The sequence below is a fragment of the Caulobacter hibisci genome, assembly GCF_016135805.1.
In the GTDB taxonomy this organism is placed as follows: domain Bacteria; phylum Pseudomonadota; class Alphaproteobacteria; order Caulobacterales; family Caulobacteraceae; genus Caulobacter; species Caulobacter hibisci.
In genome coordinates, this window is record NZ_JADWOX010000001.1 from 440,012 (window position 1) to 453,407 (window position 13,396).

Below are 13,396 nucleotides of genomic sequence, written 5' to 3' on the forward strand. Positions count from 1 at the left end.
CGCCCGCCTCGCGGCCATTGGGCCTGGGGCTCGCACGCCAGCGCCAAGTCTGGCTTACTGCTCGATCAATGTGCGGTGGAGCGGCTTCGGGGGAAGACGATGGTTTCGCGTGCGGTGCTGGCAGTCCTGGCGGCGAGCGGTCTGGCGCTCTGCGGCTGCATTCCCGAGAAGGTGGCCGGCGAGAACTGGGGCGGCCCGGCGGCCTCGCCATCCGACCAGCAGTTCACCTCGCGCAAGGCCGTGTTCAACCACGTCGAGGGCGCGGCGATCCTGGTCTGCATCCAGGCGCCGGAGGGGCGGATCACTGGCTGCCGGGTCGAGCTGGAGACGCCCGCCGGCTACGGCTTCGCCGACTCGGCCCTGCGGATGGCCGACCAGATGGTCATCCGCTCGCATCAGCTGCCGGTCGGGGAGACCGTGGTCGTGCCGGTCTCGTTCTGCCCCAGCGCCAGGCAGAAGCCGGCCTGCGAGGCGCGCTCGGCCGCGCTGGCCGAGCAGGTGCGCGCGAAGATCGGTTGAGCCTTCCGGTCCCGAAACCCCTTGCCCCCGCCGTAAAAACGCGCATCTAGGCGCCATGCGCCGGTTCGACTTCTCCAGCCCCGACTTCGCCCAGGCCTTCAAGGCCTTCCTCGACGAGCGCCGCGGTTCGCCGGCCGATGTCGACGCCGCGACCGCGGACGTGCTGGAGGCGGTCAAGCATGGCGGTCTCGAGGCCGTGCTCGACTACACCCGCCGCTTCGACAAGGTGGAGCTGACGCCCGAGACCGTGCGCGTCACGGCCGCCGAGATCGAGGCGGGCGCGGCCGAGTGCTCGCCGGAGGTGCGCGAGGCCATCGCCTTCGCCGCCGAACGCATCCGCGTCTATCACAGCCGCCAGCGTCCGGCCGACCAGGCCTGGACCGACGAGGCCGGGGTGGAGCTGGGCTGGCGCTGGACGGCGCTGGAGGCCGTGGGCGTCTACGTGCCCGGCGGCCGGGCGGCCTATCCCTCGACCGTGCTGATGAACGCCGTGCCGGCCCAGGTGGCTGGTGTCGACCGCATCGCCATGGTCACCCCGCCGGGCAAGCTGCAGCCGGCGGTGCTGGCGGCCGCCAAGGAAGCCGGCGTCACCGAGATCTGGCGCATCGGCGGGGCCCAGGCCGTCGCCGCCCTGGCCTATGGCGCGGGACCGATCCAGCCGGTCGACAAGATCGTCGGCCCCGGCAACGCCTATGTCACCGCCGCCAAGCGCCGGCTGTACGGCGTGGTCGGCATCGACGCCCTGGCCGGGCCGTCGGAGATCGTCGTGGTCGCCGACGCCAAGAACGATCCCGACTGGATCGCCGCCGACCTGCTGAGCCAGGCCGAGCACGACCCCGCCGCCCAGTCGATCCTGATCACCGACGACGAGGCCTTCGCCGCCGCCGTCGAAGAGGCCGTGATCGCGCGCCTGAAGACCCTGGCCACCGGCGAGGACGCCGCCGCCTCGTGGCGCGACCACGGCGCGGTGATCATCGCGCCGCTGGACGAGAGCCCGGCCCTGGTCGACGCCATCGCCCCCGAGCACGTCGAGTTCGCCCTCGACGAGCCCGAACGGCTGGCCGACCGCGTGCGCCACGCCGGGGCGATCTTCCTGGGCCGCCTGACGCCGGAAGCGATCGGCGACTACGTGGCCGGCTCCAACCACGTGCTGCCGACCAGCCGTGCGGCGCGCTTCCAGTCGGGCCTGTCGATCTACGACTTCATCAAGCGCACCTCGATCGTGAAGTGCGACGCGGCCTCGTTCGGCATCCTGGGACCGCACACGGCGGCGCTGGCGGAGGCCGAGGGCCTGCCGGCCCACGCCTTGTCGGCGTCTATTCGGCTTCCGGGCCGGTTGCCTTCCAAGAGCTGACGCGCCAACCTCGTGGCCAAGATGTCCGACGACGCCAGCAAGCATTTCCTGAAGACCATCGCCATCGACGAGGATTCGTTGGCAGCCGCCTCGCGCGACCAGGAGCAGGAGCGCCAGGTGGCGATCTTCGACCTGCTGGACGGCAACTACTTCCAGCCCGCCGACGCCGAGGCCGGCCCCTATGACCTGAAGCTGTCGCTGATCGAGAATCGGCTGGCGCTCGACATCACCGGCGGCGGCTACGAGAAGCGCCACCTGCTGTCGCTGTCGCCGTTCCGCGGGGTGATCCGCGACTACTTCATGATCTGCGACAGCTATTACCAGGCGATCCGCAACTCGACGCCGCAGCAGATCGAGGCCTTGGACATGGGCCGGCGCGGCCTGCACAACGAGGGCTCCAACCTGCTGCGCGAGCGGCTGGAGGGCAAGGTCAAGACCGACCTCGACACGGCCCGGCGGCTGTTCACCCTGATCTGCGCGCTGCACTGGCGGGGCTGAGGGTGGTCGAGCTGCCCGATGCGGTGCTGTTCACCTGCAACTACAACCGCGTGCGATCGCCGATGGCCGAGGCGCTGTTCAAGCGCTTCTACGGCACCAGCGCCTATGTCGATTCCTGCGGGTTGAAGTCGGATCCGGCCGGGGAGGGGATCGACCCCTTCGTGGTGGCGGTGATGGACGAGCTGGGCGTAGACGTGGCCAAGCACCGGCCCAAGACCTTCGCCGAACTGGAGGACGACAGCTTCGACGTGGTGGTCTCGCTGACCCCCGAAGCCCAGCACCGGGCCGTGGAGCTGTCGCGCGACCGGGCGGTCGAGATCGAGTACTGGCCGACCCACGACCCCACCCTGGTGACCGAAGGCTCGCGTGAGGCCATGCTGGCCGCCTATCGCGAGGTTCGCGACACGCTTTCGGCCGCGATTCGCGCTCGCTTCGGGACACCATCGACGTTCGGGGGGTGAATGCGCTATAAGCCCCGCCTCGCAGCCGCGGCTCGCGTCACGACTCGTTTTCGGGTCGCGCGGGCCGCGTTGCTATTGAACCCCTTTTGAGAGGCCTGATGGCTAAGGAAGAACTGCTCGAGTTTCCCGGCACGGTCAGCGAATTGCTGCCCAACGCCACCTTCCGCGTGAAACTCGAGAACGATCACGAGATCATCGCCCACACCGCCGGCAAGATGCGCAAGAACCGCATCCGCGTGCTGGCCGGTGACAAGGTGCTCGTGGAAATGACCCCCTACGACCTGACCAAGGGCCGTATCACCTACCGCTTCAAGTAAGCCGGGCGCGCACATGACGGTCGCCCAGCCTCAGCTGGTCCTGGCCAGTGCGAGCCCCCGGCGCTTGGACCTGTTGGCCCAGGTCGGCGTCACGCCCGACCGGGTCGATCCCGCCGACATCGACGAGTCGCCCCTGCGCGACGAGACCCCGCGCCGCCACGCCCTGCGCCTGGCGCAGGAGAAGGCGCGCGCCGTCGCCGCCCGTGCGCCGGGCGACTTCGTGCTGGCCGCCGATACGGTGGTGGCCGTCGGCCGTCGCATCCTGCCCAAGGCCGAGATCGAGGCCGACGTTCGCCACTGCCTGAACCTGCTGACCGGCCGCGCCCACAAGGTGCTGACGGGCGTGGCCCTGATCGGGCCGGACGGCGGGATCAGCTCGCGGGTGGTCGAGACCCGGGTGGTGTTCAAGCGCCTGTCCGCGAGCGAATTCGAATCGTACGTCGCCGGCGGCGAATGGCGCGGCAAGGCCGGCGGCTATGGCGTGCAGGGCGTGGCGGGCGGCTTCATCGTAGACCTGCAGGGCTCCTATCCCAGCGTGGTCGGCCTGCCCCTTTACGAGACCCTCTGCATGCTCGAAGGCCGGGGCTGGACCCGCCGCGAGGCCGCCGCATGAGCGAGCGTCGCGCCTATCTCCACAAGGGCGTCGGCGAGACCGTCGGCGTCGTCACCCTGGACGGCCGGCCCGAGCGCCTGATCGTCCAGTGGCCCAGCGACGACGTGCTGGACGCCGAGGGCGTTCGCGGCGTGGCCCGGGTGAAATCCATCGAGCGGGCCTTCGCCGCCGCCTTCGTGGCCCTGCCGGGCGGCGCCGACGTGCTGCTGCCGCTCAAGCCCGACATGCCCAAGCTGGTGCAGGGCGGGCTCGTGGAAATCGAGATCCGCACCGCCTCGCGCGCCGACAAGGCCGCCGTGGCCCGGTTCATCGCCGAAGCCGACGGTGAGCCGCGCGTGCTGGAGACGGCGCCCAGCGTCGAGGACCAGCTGCGCCACCACGTGAAGGCCGGCTCCCCGACCACGGGCGAGCGGGCGCTGGAGGCGGTCGAGGCCGCCGAGGCCGAGATTCTCGACACCGTCTTCCCGCTGCCCGGCGGCGGCGACATCGCCGTCGAGGCGACGCGAGCCCTGGTCTCGATCGACGTCGACCTGGGCGGCCGCGAGGGCGACGCCAAGCGCGCCGCCCGCCAGGCCAACATGGCCGCCCTGGGCGTGGCGGCCCGCGTCATGCGCCTGAAGGGCCTGGGCGGCCTGGTGGTGTTCGACCTGGTGGGGCGCGGCCATGACGGCCAGGCCCTGACCACGGCCGCCCGCGTGGCCTTCGCGCCCGACAATCCGGGCGTGGCCATCGGGGCGCTCAGCAAATTCGGGGCGCTGGAGATGGCCGTGCCGCGGCGCGCCAAGCCGGTCATGGAGCGGCTGGTCGGTCCCGGCGGGGCCTGGACGCCGGCCTACGCCGCCCGACGCCTGGCGCGGGCCCTGGAGCGGGAAGGGCGGGCCGATCCCGGCGGTCGCCTCGTCGCCCGCTGCGCCCCCGCCGTGCTCGAGGCCTTCGCCGCGCTCGACGCCGGCCTCGCCGACCGCCTTGGCCGGCGCTTCACGGTCACGGCCGTATCCGGCTGGTCCAACGACCGCCTCGAGGTCTCCGCGTCATGAGCAGCCCCTGTCCCATCTGCCGCAAGCCGGCGACCCAGGAGGCCCGTCCATTCTGCTCCAAGCGCTGCGCGGACGTTGATCTGCAGCGCTGGCTGTCGGACCGCTACGTCGTGCCCGGCGGCCAGGATGACGACGAAAACCCACTGTCCACAGACTTTGAAGATTAGTCGAAAAGGGCGCTGGACAAGCCCGCCGGGCTCTCCTATAGACCCGGCTCCTCGCCGCAGGGCGAGGCCGGGGCGGCCTTAACCGCCTCCAAGGTCCAAGGGCCTGGGTAGCTCAGTTGGTAGAGCAGCGGATTGAAAATCCGCGTGTCGCTGGTTCGATTCCGGCCCCAGGCACCACCTTCTTTTTCCTTTAAAATTGATCGTGTTGTCGAGCCTCCGCTTGGAGCTTGAACGGTCCGTCGTCGAGTTCGTTTCAGGGGCTTGTATCCGTACGGATACACCGCGCTTGACGCTTGAGTATCCATGTGGATACATGCGGGCATGATCGAGGTTCGCCAGACCGCTGGGTTCAGCGCGTGGTCGGACGCGCTGCGCGATCCGATCGCCAGGCGACAGGTCGCCGCCCGTGTGGCGCGCCTGGGTTACGGCCATTTCGGCGACGCCAAGGCGGTCGGTGAAGGGGTGAGCGAGCTCAGGATCCACACGGGGCCAGGCTACCGCCTCTACTATGTGCGCCAAGGCGACGTCGTGATCGTGATGCTGGCGGGCGGCGACAAGTCGACCCAGGACCGGGATATCGCGAAGGCCAAGGAACTCGCCCGCGGGCTTCCCCCGCCCGGATGAAGAGGGGAGGGCGGACGCCGCCGCCAACGGAGAGGATGACCATGACCCAGAAGACCGCGCCCACGGAGACGCTTCCTTTCGATCCCGCTCGGCTGCTCGACCGCCCGGAGGACGTCGCGTTCTTCGTGGCGGATGCGATGGAGACCGGCGATGCGGCCTACATCCAGCACGCCCTGGGCGTCGCCGCTCGGGCGCTCGGCATGACCGAGGTTGCGGAGAGGGCGGGCCTGGGCCGTGAAAGCCTCTACAAGGCGCTCAAGGACGGCGCCAATCCCCGCTTCGAGACCGTGCTGAAGGTGATGCAGGCGCTCGGCCTGCAGCTGACGGTGCGCCTGGAAGAGCCCGCGGACGCCGCCTAGCGTTAGGTGCGTCCGATCAGGTCTGACCAATCGCCGGCCTGGGGCGTCAAGCCGACGGATTCTTGTCCGGTCAGGACATCTGAGAGCGCTGCCAGGGATTCTGCGGCGCCTGGTTTGGCGGATGTCTGACCACCTTCCGTGCAGTCGGCGACAGATCGTTGTTTTGTCGGCATGCTGCGCTGCGGCGCCGGTATTCCCTTTGACAGGGAAAAACCGCCTTGAAATGTTGATTTGGCTTTTGTGCAGTGCAGCAATAACCGCTTTCGAGCGCTGACTGTCGTAAATTTATGCCCAAGCCGCCCCCTTGACGGTGCGAAAAGGGGTTGCCAAAGGACCCCTGCCGCAATTCTAACATTGCGGTAAGACCTGAGCCTCGAAAGGGGCTGCGGTCACTCGCGCTTCGAAACGATCCTTCTAGTCGGGCATGAGCTCGGCGAGGGGGGCGTAACGGGTCGAGCGCAGCGAAGCGGGTCCGCCCATCTTCCGAGAGATCGGATGGGAAAGCGGGCTTTTCAAGTTAGGGTGGAGACGCTCTCGCGCGACGACCCTCGGTCCAAACGTGCTAGACCAATCAGGAACTGGCGACAGATGCTCGACATTAAACGGAAGACCCCCCTCATCGCTCTCGTCGGCGCCATGGCGCTGATGGTGAGCGCCCCGGCCTTCGCTCAGGACGCCGCCGCTCCCGCGCCGGCTGCCGCCGAAGCCGCCGCTCCGGCCGCGACCCCGGCCGAAACCCCGGCCCCGGCCGCTGAAGCCGCTCCGGCCGAAGGCGAAAACGCCGGTGAAGCCGCCACCGAAAAGATGAAGTCGCACTCGCTGACCCCGGTCGGCATGTTCCTCGCGGCCGGCATCGTCGTTAAGGTCGTCATGATCGGCCTGCTGCTGGCCTCGGTCTTCTCGTGGGTTCTGCTGATCACCAAGCTCCTCGAGTTCGGCAGCCTGAACAAGCAAACCGACCAGTTCCTGGAAGCCTTCCGCGGCGCTCGCTCGATCGCCGACATCGCCCGCATCGGGTCGTCGGAAGAATTCGAAGGCAACCCGCTGGCCGACATGGCCGCCGCGGCCGCCCAGGAAGTCGAACTGTCGCGTCAAGCTGGCCTGCAAGTCGCCGGCGAGCACCGTGACTCGACCCTGGCTCGCGCCACCTACGCCATCAACGCGGTGCAAGCCTCGCTGGCCAAGCGCCTGTCGGGCGGCATGGTGTTCCTGGCCTCGGTCGGCTCGGGCGGTCCGTTCATCGGTCTGTTCGGTACGGTCTACGGGATCATGACCTCGTTCATCAGCATCGCGAACACCAACACGACCAACCTCGCCGTCGTGGCCCCGGGTATCGCCGAAGCGCTGCTCGCCACCGGTATCGGTCTGTTTGCCGCTATCCCGGCCGTTATCTTCTACAACTACTTCCAAACCCGCATCTCGGCCTTCGGCACTCGCTCGGAAGGTTTCGTTGCTGAACTGATGAACGCTATCTCGCGTCAGCTCGACAAGGGGGCGTAAGACCGATGGCCGCCAAACTTTCGGGTGGCGGCGGCGACAGGTTCAACGTCGAACAGAACAGCGAGATCAACGTTACGCCCTTCGTGGACGTCATGCTGGTTCTCCTGATCATCTTCATGGTGGCGGCCCCGCTGGCCTCCGTGTCGATCGAAGTGAACCTGCCGCCGGCGGTAGCGAAAGCGACCCCCAACCCGCCGAAACCGGTCTACATCTCGATCAAGGCCAATGGTCAGCTCTATATCGGAGACGACCGCACCTCGATCGACACCATGGGTGAAGACCTCACGAAGAGCATCGGCAGACGCGATCCCTCCAAGGAGCGCATCTTCATCCGCGCGGACGAAAAGACTCGCTATGGCTCGTTCATGGAGGTGATGAACACCCTCCAGGACAACGGGTTCTACAGCGTGGCCCTTATCGGCCGGGATGAGAATAGCTGAGGGGTGATGCATGGCTGAACAACAAGCGCCCGAGCATCGCCACTACGACCCGCTCACGTCGGAAGGTCCGCGTCGCAAGAAGGGCCTCGGCACCTTCGGCGTCGCCACGATCATCGTCGTCGGCTTCCACTTGGCCCTGTTTGTCTACCTGGCCGGGCAGAAGTTCGAAGCGGCGCTGAAGGAGTACAGCGACGAAGCCGTGGATGTGGAGCTGCCTCCGCCTCCGCCGCCTCCGCCGCCGCCTCCGCCGCCGCCGCCGCCGCCGCCGACCAACGCTCCGCCTCCGCCTCCGGCGGTGGTGCAGCCGAGGCCGCCGATCGCGCCGCCGCCGGACGTGACGCCGCCGCCGCCGCTCCCGATCCCGCCCGTCAAGGAGCGGGTCGAGCAGACGGCGCCGCCGATCATCTCGTCGGCTCCGCCGGCGCCGGTGACGGCCCCGCCCGCCCGGGCTTCGGTCGTGACGCGTCCCGATTGGGCGCGTAAGCCGAACGCCGACGACATGGCCCGGTACTATCCGGACCGTGCACAGCGGACGGAAACGGGTGGTCGTGCGACGATCCGTTGTACGGTGAACGCCAAGGGTTCGCTCGAGAACTGCTCGGTCGTGTCGGAATCTCCGGCCGACTACGGTTTCGGCGACGCGGCCCTGAAGCTGTCGCGCCTCTTCCGCATGAAGCCGAAGACCCTCGACGGGGCTCCGGTGGACGGCGGCGAGATCACGGTGCCGATCACCTTCCAGGTCCCGCAATAGCGACGGCCTGGGAACGATCCCAAGAAGACGCCTCGGGGCTCGCGCCCCGGGGCGTTTTTCTTTGGGCGCGGCTTGAGGCGGATTTCCGGCGGGGTTGTTGCAGCCGTCGTTTTTCCGGCGCCGTTTTTCTTGGGGGCGGCGGCGTTTCGCCGCTTGATCCCGAAAGCGGCTGCGACTAAGAACACGCCTCTTCGCGGAGCCGCCTTAGCTCAGTTGGTTAGAGCGCTAGATTGTGGATCTAGAGGTCCTCGGTTCGAGCCCGAGAGGTGGTACCACGCGACGATGAAAAGGCCCGGCGGCGACGCCGGGCCTTTTTCGTTTGCCGGCGTGGATGACGCCTGGCTGGGTAGATCCTCTTCCTCCCGTCATTCCCGCCCTTGTGGCGGGAACCCCTGGTTCCGCTTGCACGTGAAGAGGCGGCGGATCGCTGGCGATCCGCTTCAATCCACCTCGCGGCTGACAGAGGGTTTCCCGCCACAAGGGCGGGAATGACGGGAGAGGGGGTGCGGGCTCTACCGCTCCGTCCACCCGCCGCCCAGGGCCTGGTATAGCGCCACGGCGTTCAGCAGGCGCGCCTCGCGGACCTGCGACAGGGCCAGGTCCGTGGCCAGCAGGGCGCGCTGGGCGTCCAGTTCCTCCAGATAGCTGACATAGCCGGCCTGGTAGCGCTTGCGGGCGTGCTCCAGCGTGCGGGCGGCGGCGGCGCGTTGCCGGCGGGCGTGGTCTTCCTGCTCGGCCAGGCGGCCCTGGCCCTCCAGGGCGCTCTCGACCTCGTTGAAGGCGGTGAGCGCCGCCTTGCGGTAAGCGAAGGCGGCCTGGTCGCGGCGGGCGGCGGCGGCGTCGGACGCCCCGCGCAGGCGGCCGCCGTCGAAGATCGGCGCCAGGGCGCTGCCGCCCAGGCTCCAGGTGGTCAGGGGATCGACGTGCAGCACCTTCAGCCCCCCGCCGGCCGCCGACAGGCGCACCTGCGGCAGGAAGGCGGCGCGGGCGGCGTCCAGGCTGGCGTCGGCGGCCACGAGGCTGGCCTCGGCCTGGGCGATGTCGGGGCGGCGGGCCAGCAGGGCGGCGGGCAGGGGCGCGGCCGGCTGGGGGATGGACAGGGCGTCCAGCGATCCGCGTGTGATGGCGCCGGGGGCGTCGCCGACCAGCAGGGCCAGGCCCGCCTCCTGGCGGCGGACGGCCAGTTCGAGGGCCGGGACGCGCTGGGCGGCGGCTTCCAGCTCGCCCTGGGCCTGGCGCAGTTCGAGGTCGGAGGTGACGCCGCGCTCGGCCCGGCGGCGGGCGCGGCCCTCGGCCTCCTGGCGTGAGGCGAGGGTGGCGCGGGCGGTGGCCAGCTGGGCGTCCAGCGAGGCGAGCGACACATAGGCCCGGGCGACGGCGGCGGCGACCGAGAGCCTCGCGGCGTCGCGGGCGTAGCGGCTGGCCTGCAGGCTGGCGCGGGCGGCGGCGTCGCTGGCCCGCACGCGGCCCCAGAGATCGATCTCGTAGGCCGCCTGCAGCTGGCCTTGCGCGGCCAGGGGCTCGGTGGGAACGCCGAAGGCCGACAGCTCGCGCTGCTTCTGCACCCCGCCCGTGGCGTTGATCGACGGCAGCAAGGCGGCGCGGGCCTGGGCGGCCAGGCCTTCGGCCTCGCGCACCCGGGCCTCGGCCGCGCCCAGGTCGGCGTTGCGGACGAGGGCGGCGGCGATGAGGTCGGACAGGCGCGGGTCGCCGAAGGCTTTCCACCAGTCGGCCGAGACGGCGTCCGGCCCGGCCGGCGAATCGGCGCGCCAGACGGGCGGCGGCGACAGGGCGGCCTCGCGCGGCGGCGTCGTCCTGGGGCCGGGCGTGGCGCAGGCCGACAGCAACAGGCCGGCGGCCAGGACGGGAAGGGCGGGCCGCATCAGCGTCGGGTCCCGCCGGCGGTGTCGACCTCGACCTCTACCGACATGCCGGGGCGCAGGCGGGCGAGATCCTGCTGGCCGGGGTCGAGGACGATGCGCACGGGCAGGCGCTGGGCGATCTTGGTGAAGTTGCCGGTGGCGTTCTGGGCCGGGAGGATACTGAACTCCGAGCCGGTGGCCGGCGAGATCTGCTCGATGCGGCCGCGGAAGCGCTGGTCGCCCAAGGCGTCGACGGTGACATAGGCGACCTGGCCGGGGCGCATGCGGCCGGCCTGGCGCTCCTTGAAGTTGGCGATCACCCAGCGCCGGGGCGGCACCAGCGAAACCAGCTGCGTGCCGGCGGTGACGTACTGGCCCTGGCGCACGCCGATCTGGCCCAGCTGGCCGTCGGTCGGGGCGAGGACGAGGGTGTTGTCCATGTCGATCTCCGCCAGGCGCAGGGCGGCGCGGGCGGCGGCGACGGCGGCCTCCAGCCCCTGGCGCGAGACCCCGACCGAGCGGATGTCTTGCTGGGCGATGTCGCGACCGGCGCGGGCCGAGACGACCTGGGCCTCGGCGGCGCGCAGGGCGGCGCGGGCCTGGTCGCGCTCGCGCAGGGACACCGAGCCGTCGGTGGCCAGGTCGGCGACGCGGGCCATGTCGGCGCGGGCCCGTTCCAGCTGGGCTTCCGCCGAGCCGATGTCGGCGTGGCGGCTGGCCAGGGCCGCCTGGCGCGAGGCCTGGGCCTGGGCGGAGTTGGCGAGGTCGGCCTGGCGGGCCGCCAGGGTCGCCTGGGCCTGGTCGAGGCGCTGGGCGTAGATGCGGCGGTCGATCTCGACCAGGGGCTGGCCGGCGCGGACGGTCTGGAAGTCCTGGACCAGCACCTTGACGGCGTAGCCGCTGAGCTGGGGCGCGACGACGGTGACCTGGCCGCGGACGGTGGCGTTGTCGGTGCGCTGCACGGTCCCGGCGAAGGGCGGCAGCTTCCACAGGAACAGGATCAGCAGCACCAGGGCCAGGGTGACCAGGGCCGTCACGACGATGGCGCGCACGCCCGGCGGCGGCGGGCGAGAGGGCGGCGGCGCGGCCGCGGCGGCGCGGTCCTCCGGCTGGGGCGACTTCGGGGGCGGCGGGTCGGCGGCGTCGGTCATGTGGGTTCCGAAGCGGGCTTTGAAGGTGTCGGGGAAGGCGTGGGGGATTGGGCGGCCGTTCGCTTGTTACGCAGCGCCAGGAGCACGAACAGCAGGGCGGCATAGAAGAACTGGGCGACGGCGATGATCCCGATCACCCGGAAGACGTCGTTGAAGGCCAGGATATTGGCCTGCTGGATCAGTTGCTGGGTCAGCAGGGCGACGCCGTCGGCGGCGCGGAAGGCGGCGTCGCCCTGGGTGGCGGCGTAGGCCCCGCCATAGGCCTGCAAGGTGGCGGCGACGGCGGGATCGGACCCGGTCAGGTGCTCGGCCAGATAGACGGCGTGATGCTGGGCGCGGACGGTCTGCAGCGTGCCCAGCAGCGAGGCGCCGAACAGGCCGCCGAGGTTCTGGGCCACCCCGAACATCACCGAGAAGGTGATGATCGAGCCCAGGCCCCGGGTCAGCAGTTGGCCGATGCCGAACATGAAGGCCGGCCCCAGGAACATGGCGGCGGCGAAGGCCAGCAGGGCCTGGCTCAGAAACAGGTCGACGGGTGCAGTCAGCACCGTGGCCCGGGCGTCGAGGAAGGCGCCGACGGCGATCAGCAGAATCGAGCCCAGGAACTGCGGGGCCAGGGTCTTCTGGTTGAGGGTCGCGGCGCTGACCACGACGCCGGCGGCCGTGGCGGCCAGGACGACGCCGTAGAGCCAGCGCTGCTGCTCGGCGGCCAGGCCCAGGGCGTTCATCAGGCCGGCGGCGCCGACGCTCTGCTCGGACAGGATGACCCGCACGAGGGCGACGTTGAGGCAAAAACGCAGGAAGGCGGCGGTGGCCACCCAGCGGGTGTCGATCAGCGGGTGGACGCGGCCGTGCTCGACCAGGGAGGCGACGGCGATCATCACCACGGCGGCCGCCAGACACCAGCCCAGCCACGGGGCCTCGAACCACCAGACGATGCGGCCCAGGCCCAGCACGGCGACGATCAGGCCCAGGCCCCCGCCGAGCAGGCCGAAGGTCAGGGCGTCGGTCCGCTTGAAGACGTGGATGCGCACGCCCTGGGGCAGGCGGAACAGCAGCACGGCGGCCAGGCACGCGGCGGCGAGGCACGCCTCCAGCGCGTAGAGGCCGTGCCAGTAGGCCGCGTCGAGCAGACCGGTGGAGATCACCCGGGCCAGGGGCGAACCCAGCTGCGAGACGCCCACGCCCAGCACCAGCGCCCCCATCCGGAACGAGGCCGGGAAGGCTTGCAGCATGTAGAACATGGCGAGCGCGGTGAGGGCGGCCGCGCCGACGCCGCTGATCGCCCGCAGGGCCAGGGCCATGGGGTAGTTGTCGAGCGCCAGGTGGGCGAAGGCGGCGACCGTGTAGAGGGTCAGGAACACCAGGGCGAACCGGCGGATGCCGAACTGCTGGCGGTACTTCACCAGCAAGAGGTTCATCGAGATGTTGGTCATCACGTAGATTGTGGTCAGCCAGGCGCCCTGGGTGGGGGTGAGGCCCAGCGAGCCCTGGATGGCCGGCAGGTTGACCGAGATCAGCGCCGTGCCCAGCGATCCCGTGATCCCGATCAGCAGCGCCATCAGGCCGTGAATGATGCGGAAGGGCAGGGGAAAGTCCGGCGTCGAGGGCGAGCCGGGCAGCAGCGGCCGCTCGTGCGGCAGCCAATCCGGGGTCTGGCCGATCGTCTCGCCGTGCTGGGGCATCGCGCCTCATGATGCTGACGACGGCACTGTGGGACGCCCCGCGACGGCGGTCAAATAT

At 70.2% G+C, this 13,396-nt stretch carries 16 protein-coding genes and 2 tRNA genes; 15 read left to right on the forward strand and 3 right to left on the reverse strand.

The features are described from left to right. The first annotated feature begins 99 nt into the window (after window positions 1-99). The 15 genes from I4Q42_RS02160 to I4Q42_RS02230 all read left to right on the forward strand — a co-directional run bounded on the left by I4Q42_RS02160 (window position 100) and on the right by I4Q42_RS02230 (window position 8,915). A complete protein-coding gene (locus I4Q42_RS02160; protein WP_198574416.1) occupies window positions 100-519 on the forward strand; it encodes a hypothetical protein in 420 nt (139 codons plus the stop codon). Between the two features lie 55 nt (window positions 520-574). Further along, window positions 575-1,873 carry a histidinol dehydrogenase gene (gene hisD, locus I4Q42_RS02165; RefSeq protein WP_198574417.1) on the forward strand — a complete coding sequence of 433 codons (1,299 nt, stop codon included), beginning with the start codon at window positions 575-577 and terminating at the stop codon, window positions 1,871-1,873. Window positions 1,874-1,894: 21 nt separating this feature from the next. Further along, the gene (locus I4Q42_RS02170; RefSeq protein ID WP_198574626.1) at window positions 1,895-2,371 is read left to right on the forward strand and encodes a UPF0262 family protein; all 477 of its coding nucleotides are present in this window, start codon (window positions 1,895-1,897) and stop codon (window positions 2,369-2,371) included. Window positions 2,372-2,373: 2 nt separating this feature from the next. After that, window positions 2,374-2,832: an arsenate-mycothiol transferase ArsC gene (locus I4Q42_RS02175; RefSeq protein ID WP_198574418.1), complete on the forward strand. Its 459-nt coding sequence runs from the start codon at window positions 2,374-2,376 to the stop codon at window positions 2,830-2,832. Window positions 2,833-2,930: 98 nt separating this feature from the next. After that, window positions 2,931-3,149, forward strand: a complete 219-nt coding sequence (infA, locus tag I4Q42_RS02180) for a translation initiation factor IF-1 (protein WP_004617696.1) — start codon at window positions 2,931-2,933, stop codon at window positions 3,147-3,149. Between the two features lie 13 nt (window positions 3,150-3,162). Then, the gene (locus I4Q42_RS02185) at window positions 3,163-3,762 is read left to right on the forward strand and encodes a Maf family nucleotide pyrophosphatase (protein WP_198574419.1); all 600 of its coding nucleotides are present in this window, start codon (window positions 3,163-3,165) and stop codon (window positions 3,760-3,762) included. Further along, window positions 3,759-4,799, forward strand: a complete 1,041-nt coding sequence (locus I4Q42_RS02190) for a ribonuclease E/G (protein ID WP_198574420.1) — start codon at window positions 3,759-3,761, stop codon at window positions 4,797-4,799. The genes I4Q42_RS02185 and I4Q42_RS02190 overlap by 4 nt, the downstream gene beginning before the upstream one ends. Next, window positions 4,796-4,966, forward strand: a complete 171-nt coding sequence (gene yacG / locus I4Q42_RS02195; protein WP_198574421.1) for a DNA gyrase inhibitor YacG — start codon at window positions 4,796-4,798, stop codon at window positions 4,964-4,966. Before I4Q42_RS02190 ends, yacG begins: the two co-directional genes overlap by 4 nt. A 101-nt stretch (window positions 4,967-5,067) precedes the next feature. After that, window positions 5,068-5,143 (forward strand) — tRNA-Phe (locus tag I4Q42_RS02200). A gap of 144 nt (window positions 5,144-5,287) precedes the next feature. Continuing rightward, window positions 5,288-5,590 (forward strand): type II toxin-antitoxin system RelE/ParE family toxin, encoded by a 303-nt coding sequence (locus tag I4Q42_RS02205; RefSeq protein WP_198574422.1) that lies wholly within the window; start codon window positions 5,288-5,290, stop codon window positions 5,588-5,590. Between the two features lie 41 nt (window positions 5,591-5,631). Beyond that, on the forward strand, window positions 5,632-5,949 hold the full coding sequence (locus tag I4Q42_RS02210) for an addiction module antidote protein (RefSeq protein WP_198574423.1): 318 nt from the start codon (window positions 5,632-5,634) through the stop codon (window positions 5,947-5,949). A gap of 588 nt (window positions 5,950-6,537) precedes the next feature. Then, window positions 6,538-7,449 (forward strand): MotA/TolQ/ExbB proton channel family protein, encoded by a 912-nt coding sequence (locus I4Q42_RS02215; RefSeq protein ID WP_198574424.1) that lies wholly within the window; start codon window positions 6,538-6,540, stop codon window positions 7,447-7,449. A gap of 5 nt (window positions 7,450-7,454) precedes the next feature. Then, window positions 7,455-7,889: a biopolymer transporter ExbD gene (locus I4Q42_RS02220; protein ID WP_198574425.1), complete on the forward strand. Its 435-nt coding sequence runs from the start codon at window positions 7,455-7,457 to the stop codon at window positions 7,887-7,889. A gap of 10 nt (window positions 7,890-7,899) precedes the next feature. Next, window positions 7,900-8,640: an energy transducer TonB gene (locus I4Q42_RS02225; protein WP_198574426.1), complete on the forward strand. Its 741-nt coding sequence runs from the start codon at window positions 7,900-7,902 to the stop codon at window positions 8,638-8,640. A 198-nt stretch (window positions 8,641-8,838) separates the two neighbouring features. Next, window positions 8,839-8,915 (forward strand) — tRNA-His (locus I4Q42_RS02230). Window positions 8,916-9,152: 237 nt separating this feature from the next. Here the strand turns inward: I4Q42_RS02230 and I4Q42_RS02235 are convergent. Genes I4Q42_RS02235 through I4Q42_RS02245 form a run of 3 tightly spaced genes read right to left on the reverse strand, consistent with a single transcriptional unit; the run spans window position 9,153 to window position 13,338 of the window. Then, complete coding sequence (locus tag I4Q42_RS02235; protein WP_232792777.1) at window positions 9,153-10,523, reverse strand: efflux transporter outer membrane subunit; 1,371 nt, start codon at window positions 10,521-10,523, stop codon at window positions 9,153-9,155. Next, window positions 10,523-11,653 carry an HlyD family secretion protein gene (locus I4Q42_RS02240; protein WP_198574427.1) on the reverse strand — a complete coding sequence of 377 codons (1,131 nt, stop codon included), beginning with the start codon at window positions 11,651-11,653 and terminating at the stop codon, window positions 10,523-10,525. The genes I4Q42_RS02235 and I4Q42_RS02240 overlap by 1 nt, the downstream gene beginning before the upstream one ends. Next, complete coding sequence (locus I4Q42_RS02245; protein WP_198574428.1) at window positions 11,650-13,338, reverse strand: MFS transporter; 1,689 nt, start codon at window positions 13,336-13,338, stop codon at window positions 11,650-11,652. The genes I4Q42_RS02240 and I4Q42_RS02245 overlap by 4 nt, the downstream gene beginning before the upstream one ends. Between the last annotated feature and the right edge of the window lie 58 nt (window positions 13,339-13,396).

Excerpts from the sequence above, each read along its gene's own strand:
- I4Q42_RS02185 (WP_198574419.1), top strand. The coding sequence starts at position 3,163 with ATGACGGTCGCCCAGCCTCAGCTGGTCCTGGCCAGTGCGAGCCCCCGG.
- hisD (WP_198574417.1), top strand. The coding sequence starts at position 575 with ATGCGCCGGTTCGACTTCTCCAGCCCCGACTTCGCCCAGGCCTTCAAG.
- yacG (WP_198574421.1), top strand. The coding sequence starts at position 4,796 with ATGAGCAGCCCCTGTCCCATCTGCCGCAAGCCGGCGACCCAGGAGGCC.
- I4Q42_RS02240 (WP_198574427.1), bottom strand. The coding sequence starts at position 11,653 with ATGACCGACGCCGCCGACCCGCCGCCCCCGAAGTCGCCCCAGCCGGAG.
- I4Q42_RS02190 (WP_198574420.1), top strand. The coding sequence starts at position 3,759 with ATGAGCGAGCGTCGCGCCTATCTCCACAAGGGCGTCGGCGAGACCGTC.
- infA (WP_004617696.1), top strand. The coding sequence starts at position 2,931 with ATGGCTAAGGAAGAACTGCTCGAGTTTCCCGGCACGGTCAGCGAATTG.
- I4Q42_RS02170 (WP_198574626.1), top strand. The coding sequence starts at position 1,895 with ATGTCCGACGACGCCAGCAAGCATTTCCTGAAGACCATCGCCATCGAC.
- I4Q42_RS02210 (WP_198574423.1), top strand. The coding sequence starts at position 5,632 with ATGACCCAGAAGACCGCGCCCACGGAGACGCTTCCTTTCGATCCCGCT.
- I4Q42_RS02220 (WP_198574425.1), top strand. The coding sequence starts at position 7,455 with ATGGCCGCCAAACTTTCGGGTGGCGGCGGCGACAGGTTCAACGTCGAA.
- I4Q42_RS02245 (WP_198574428.1), bottom strand. The coding sequence starts at position 13,338 with ATGCCCCAGCACGGCGAGACGATCGGCCAGACCCCGGATTGGCTGCCG.
- I4Q42_RS02205 (WP_198574422.1), top strand. The coding sequence starts at position 5,288 with ATGATCGAGGTTCGCCAGACCGCTGGGTTCAGCGCGTGGTCGGACGCG.
- I4Q42_RS02215 (WP_198574424.1), top strand. The coding sequence starts at position 6,538 with ATGCTCGACATTAAACGGAAGACCCCCCTCATCGCTCTCGTCGGCGCC.
- I4Q42_RS02225 (WP_198574426.1), top strand. The coding sequence starts at position 7,900 with ATGGCTGAACAACAAGCGCCCGAGCATCGCCACTACGACCCGCTCACG.
- I4Q42_RS02235 (WP_232792777.1), bottom strand. The coding sequence starts at position 10,523 with ATGCGGCCCGCCCTTCCCGTCCTGGCCGCCGGCCTGTTGCTGTCGGCC.
- I4Q42_RS02160 (WP_198574416.1), top strand. The coding sequence starts at position 100 with ATGGTTTCGCGTGCGGTGCTGGCAGTCCTGGCGGCGAGCGGTCTGGCG.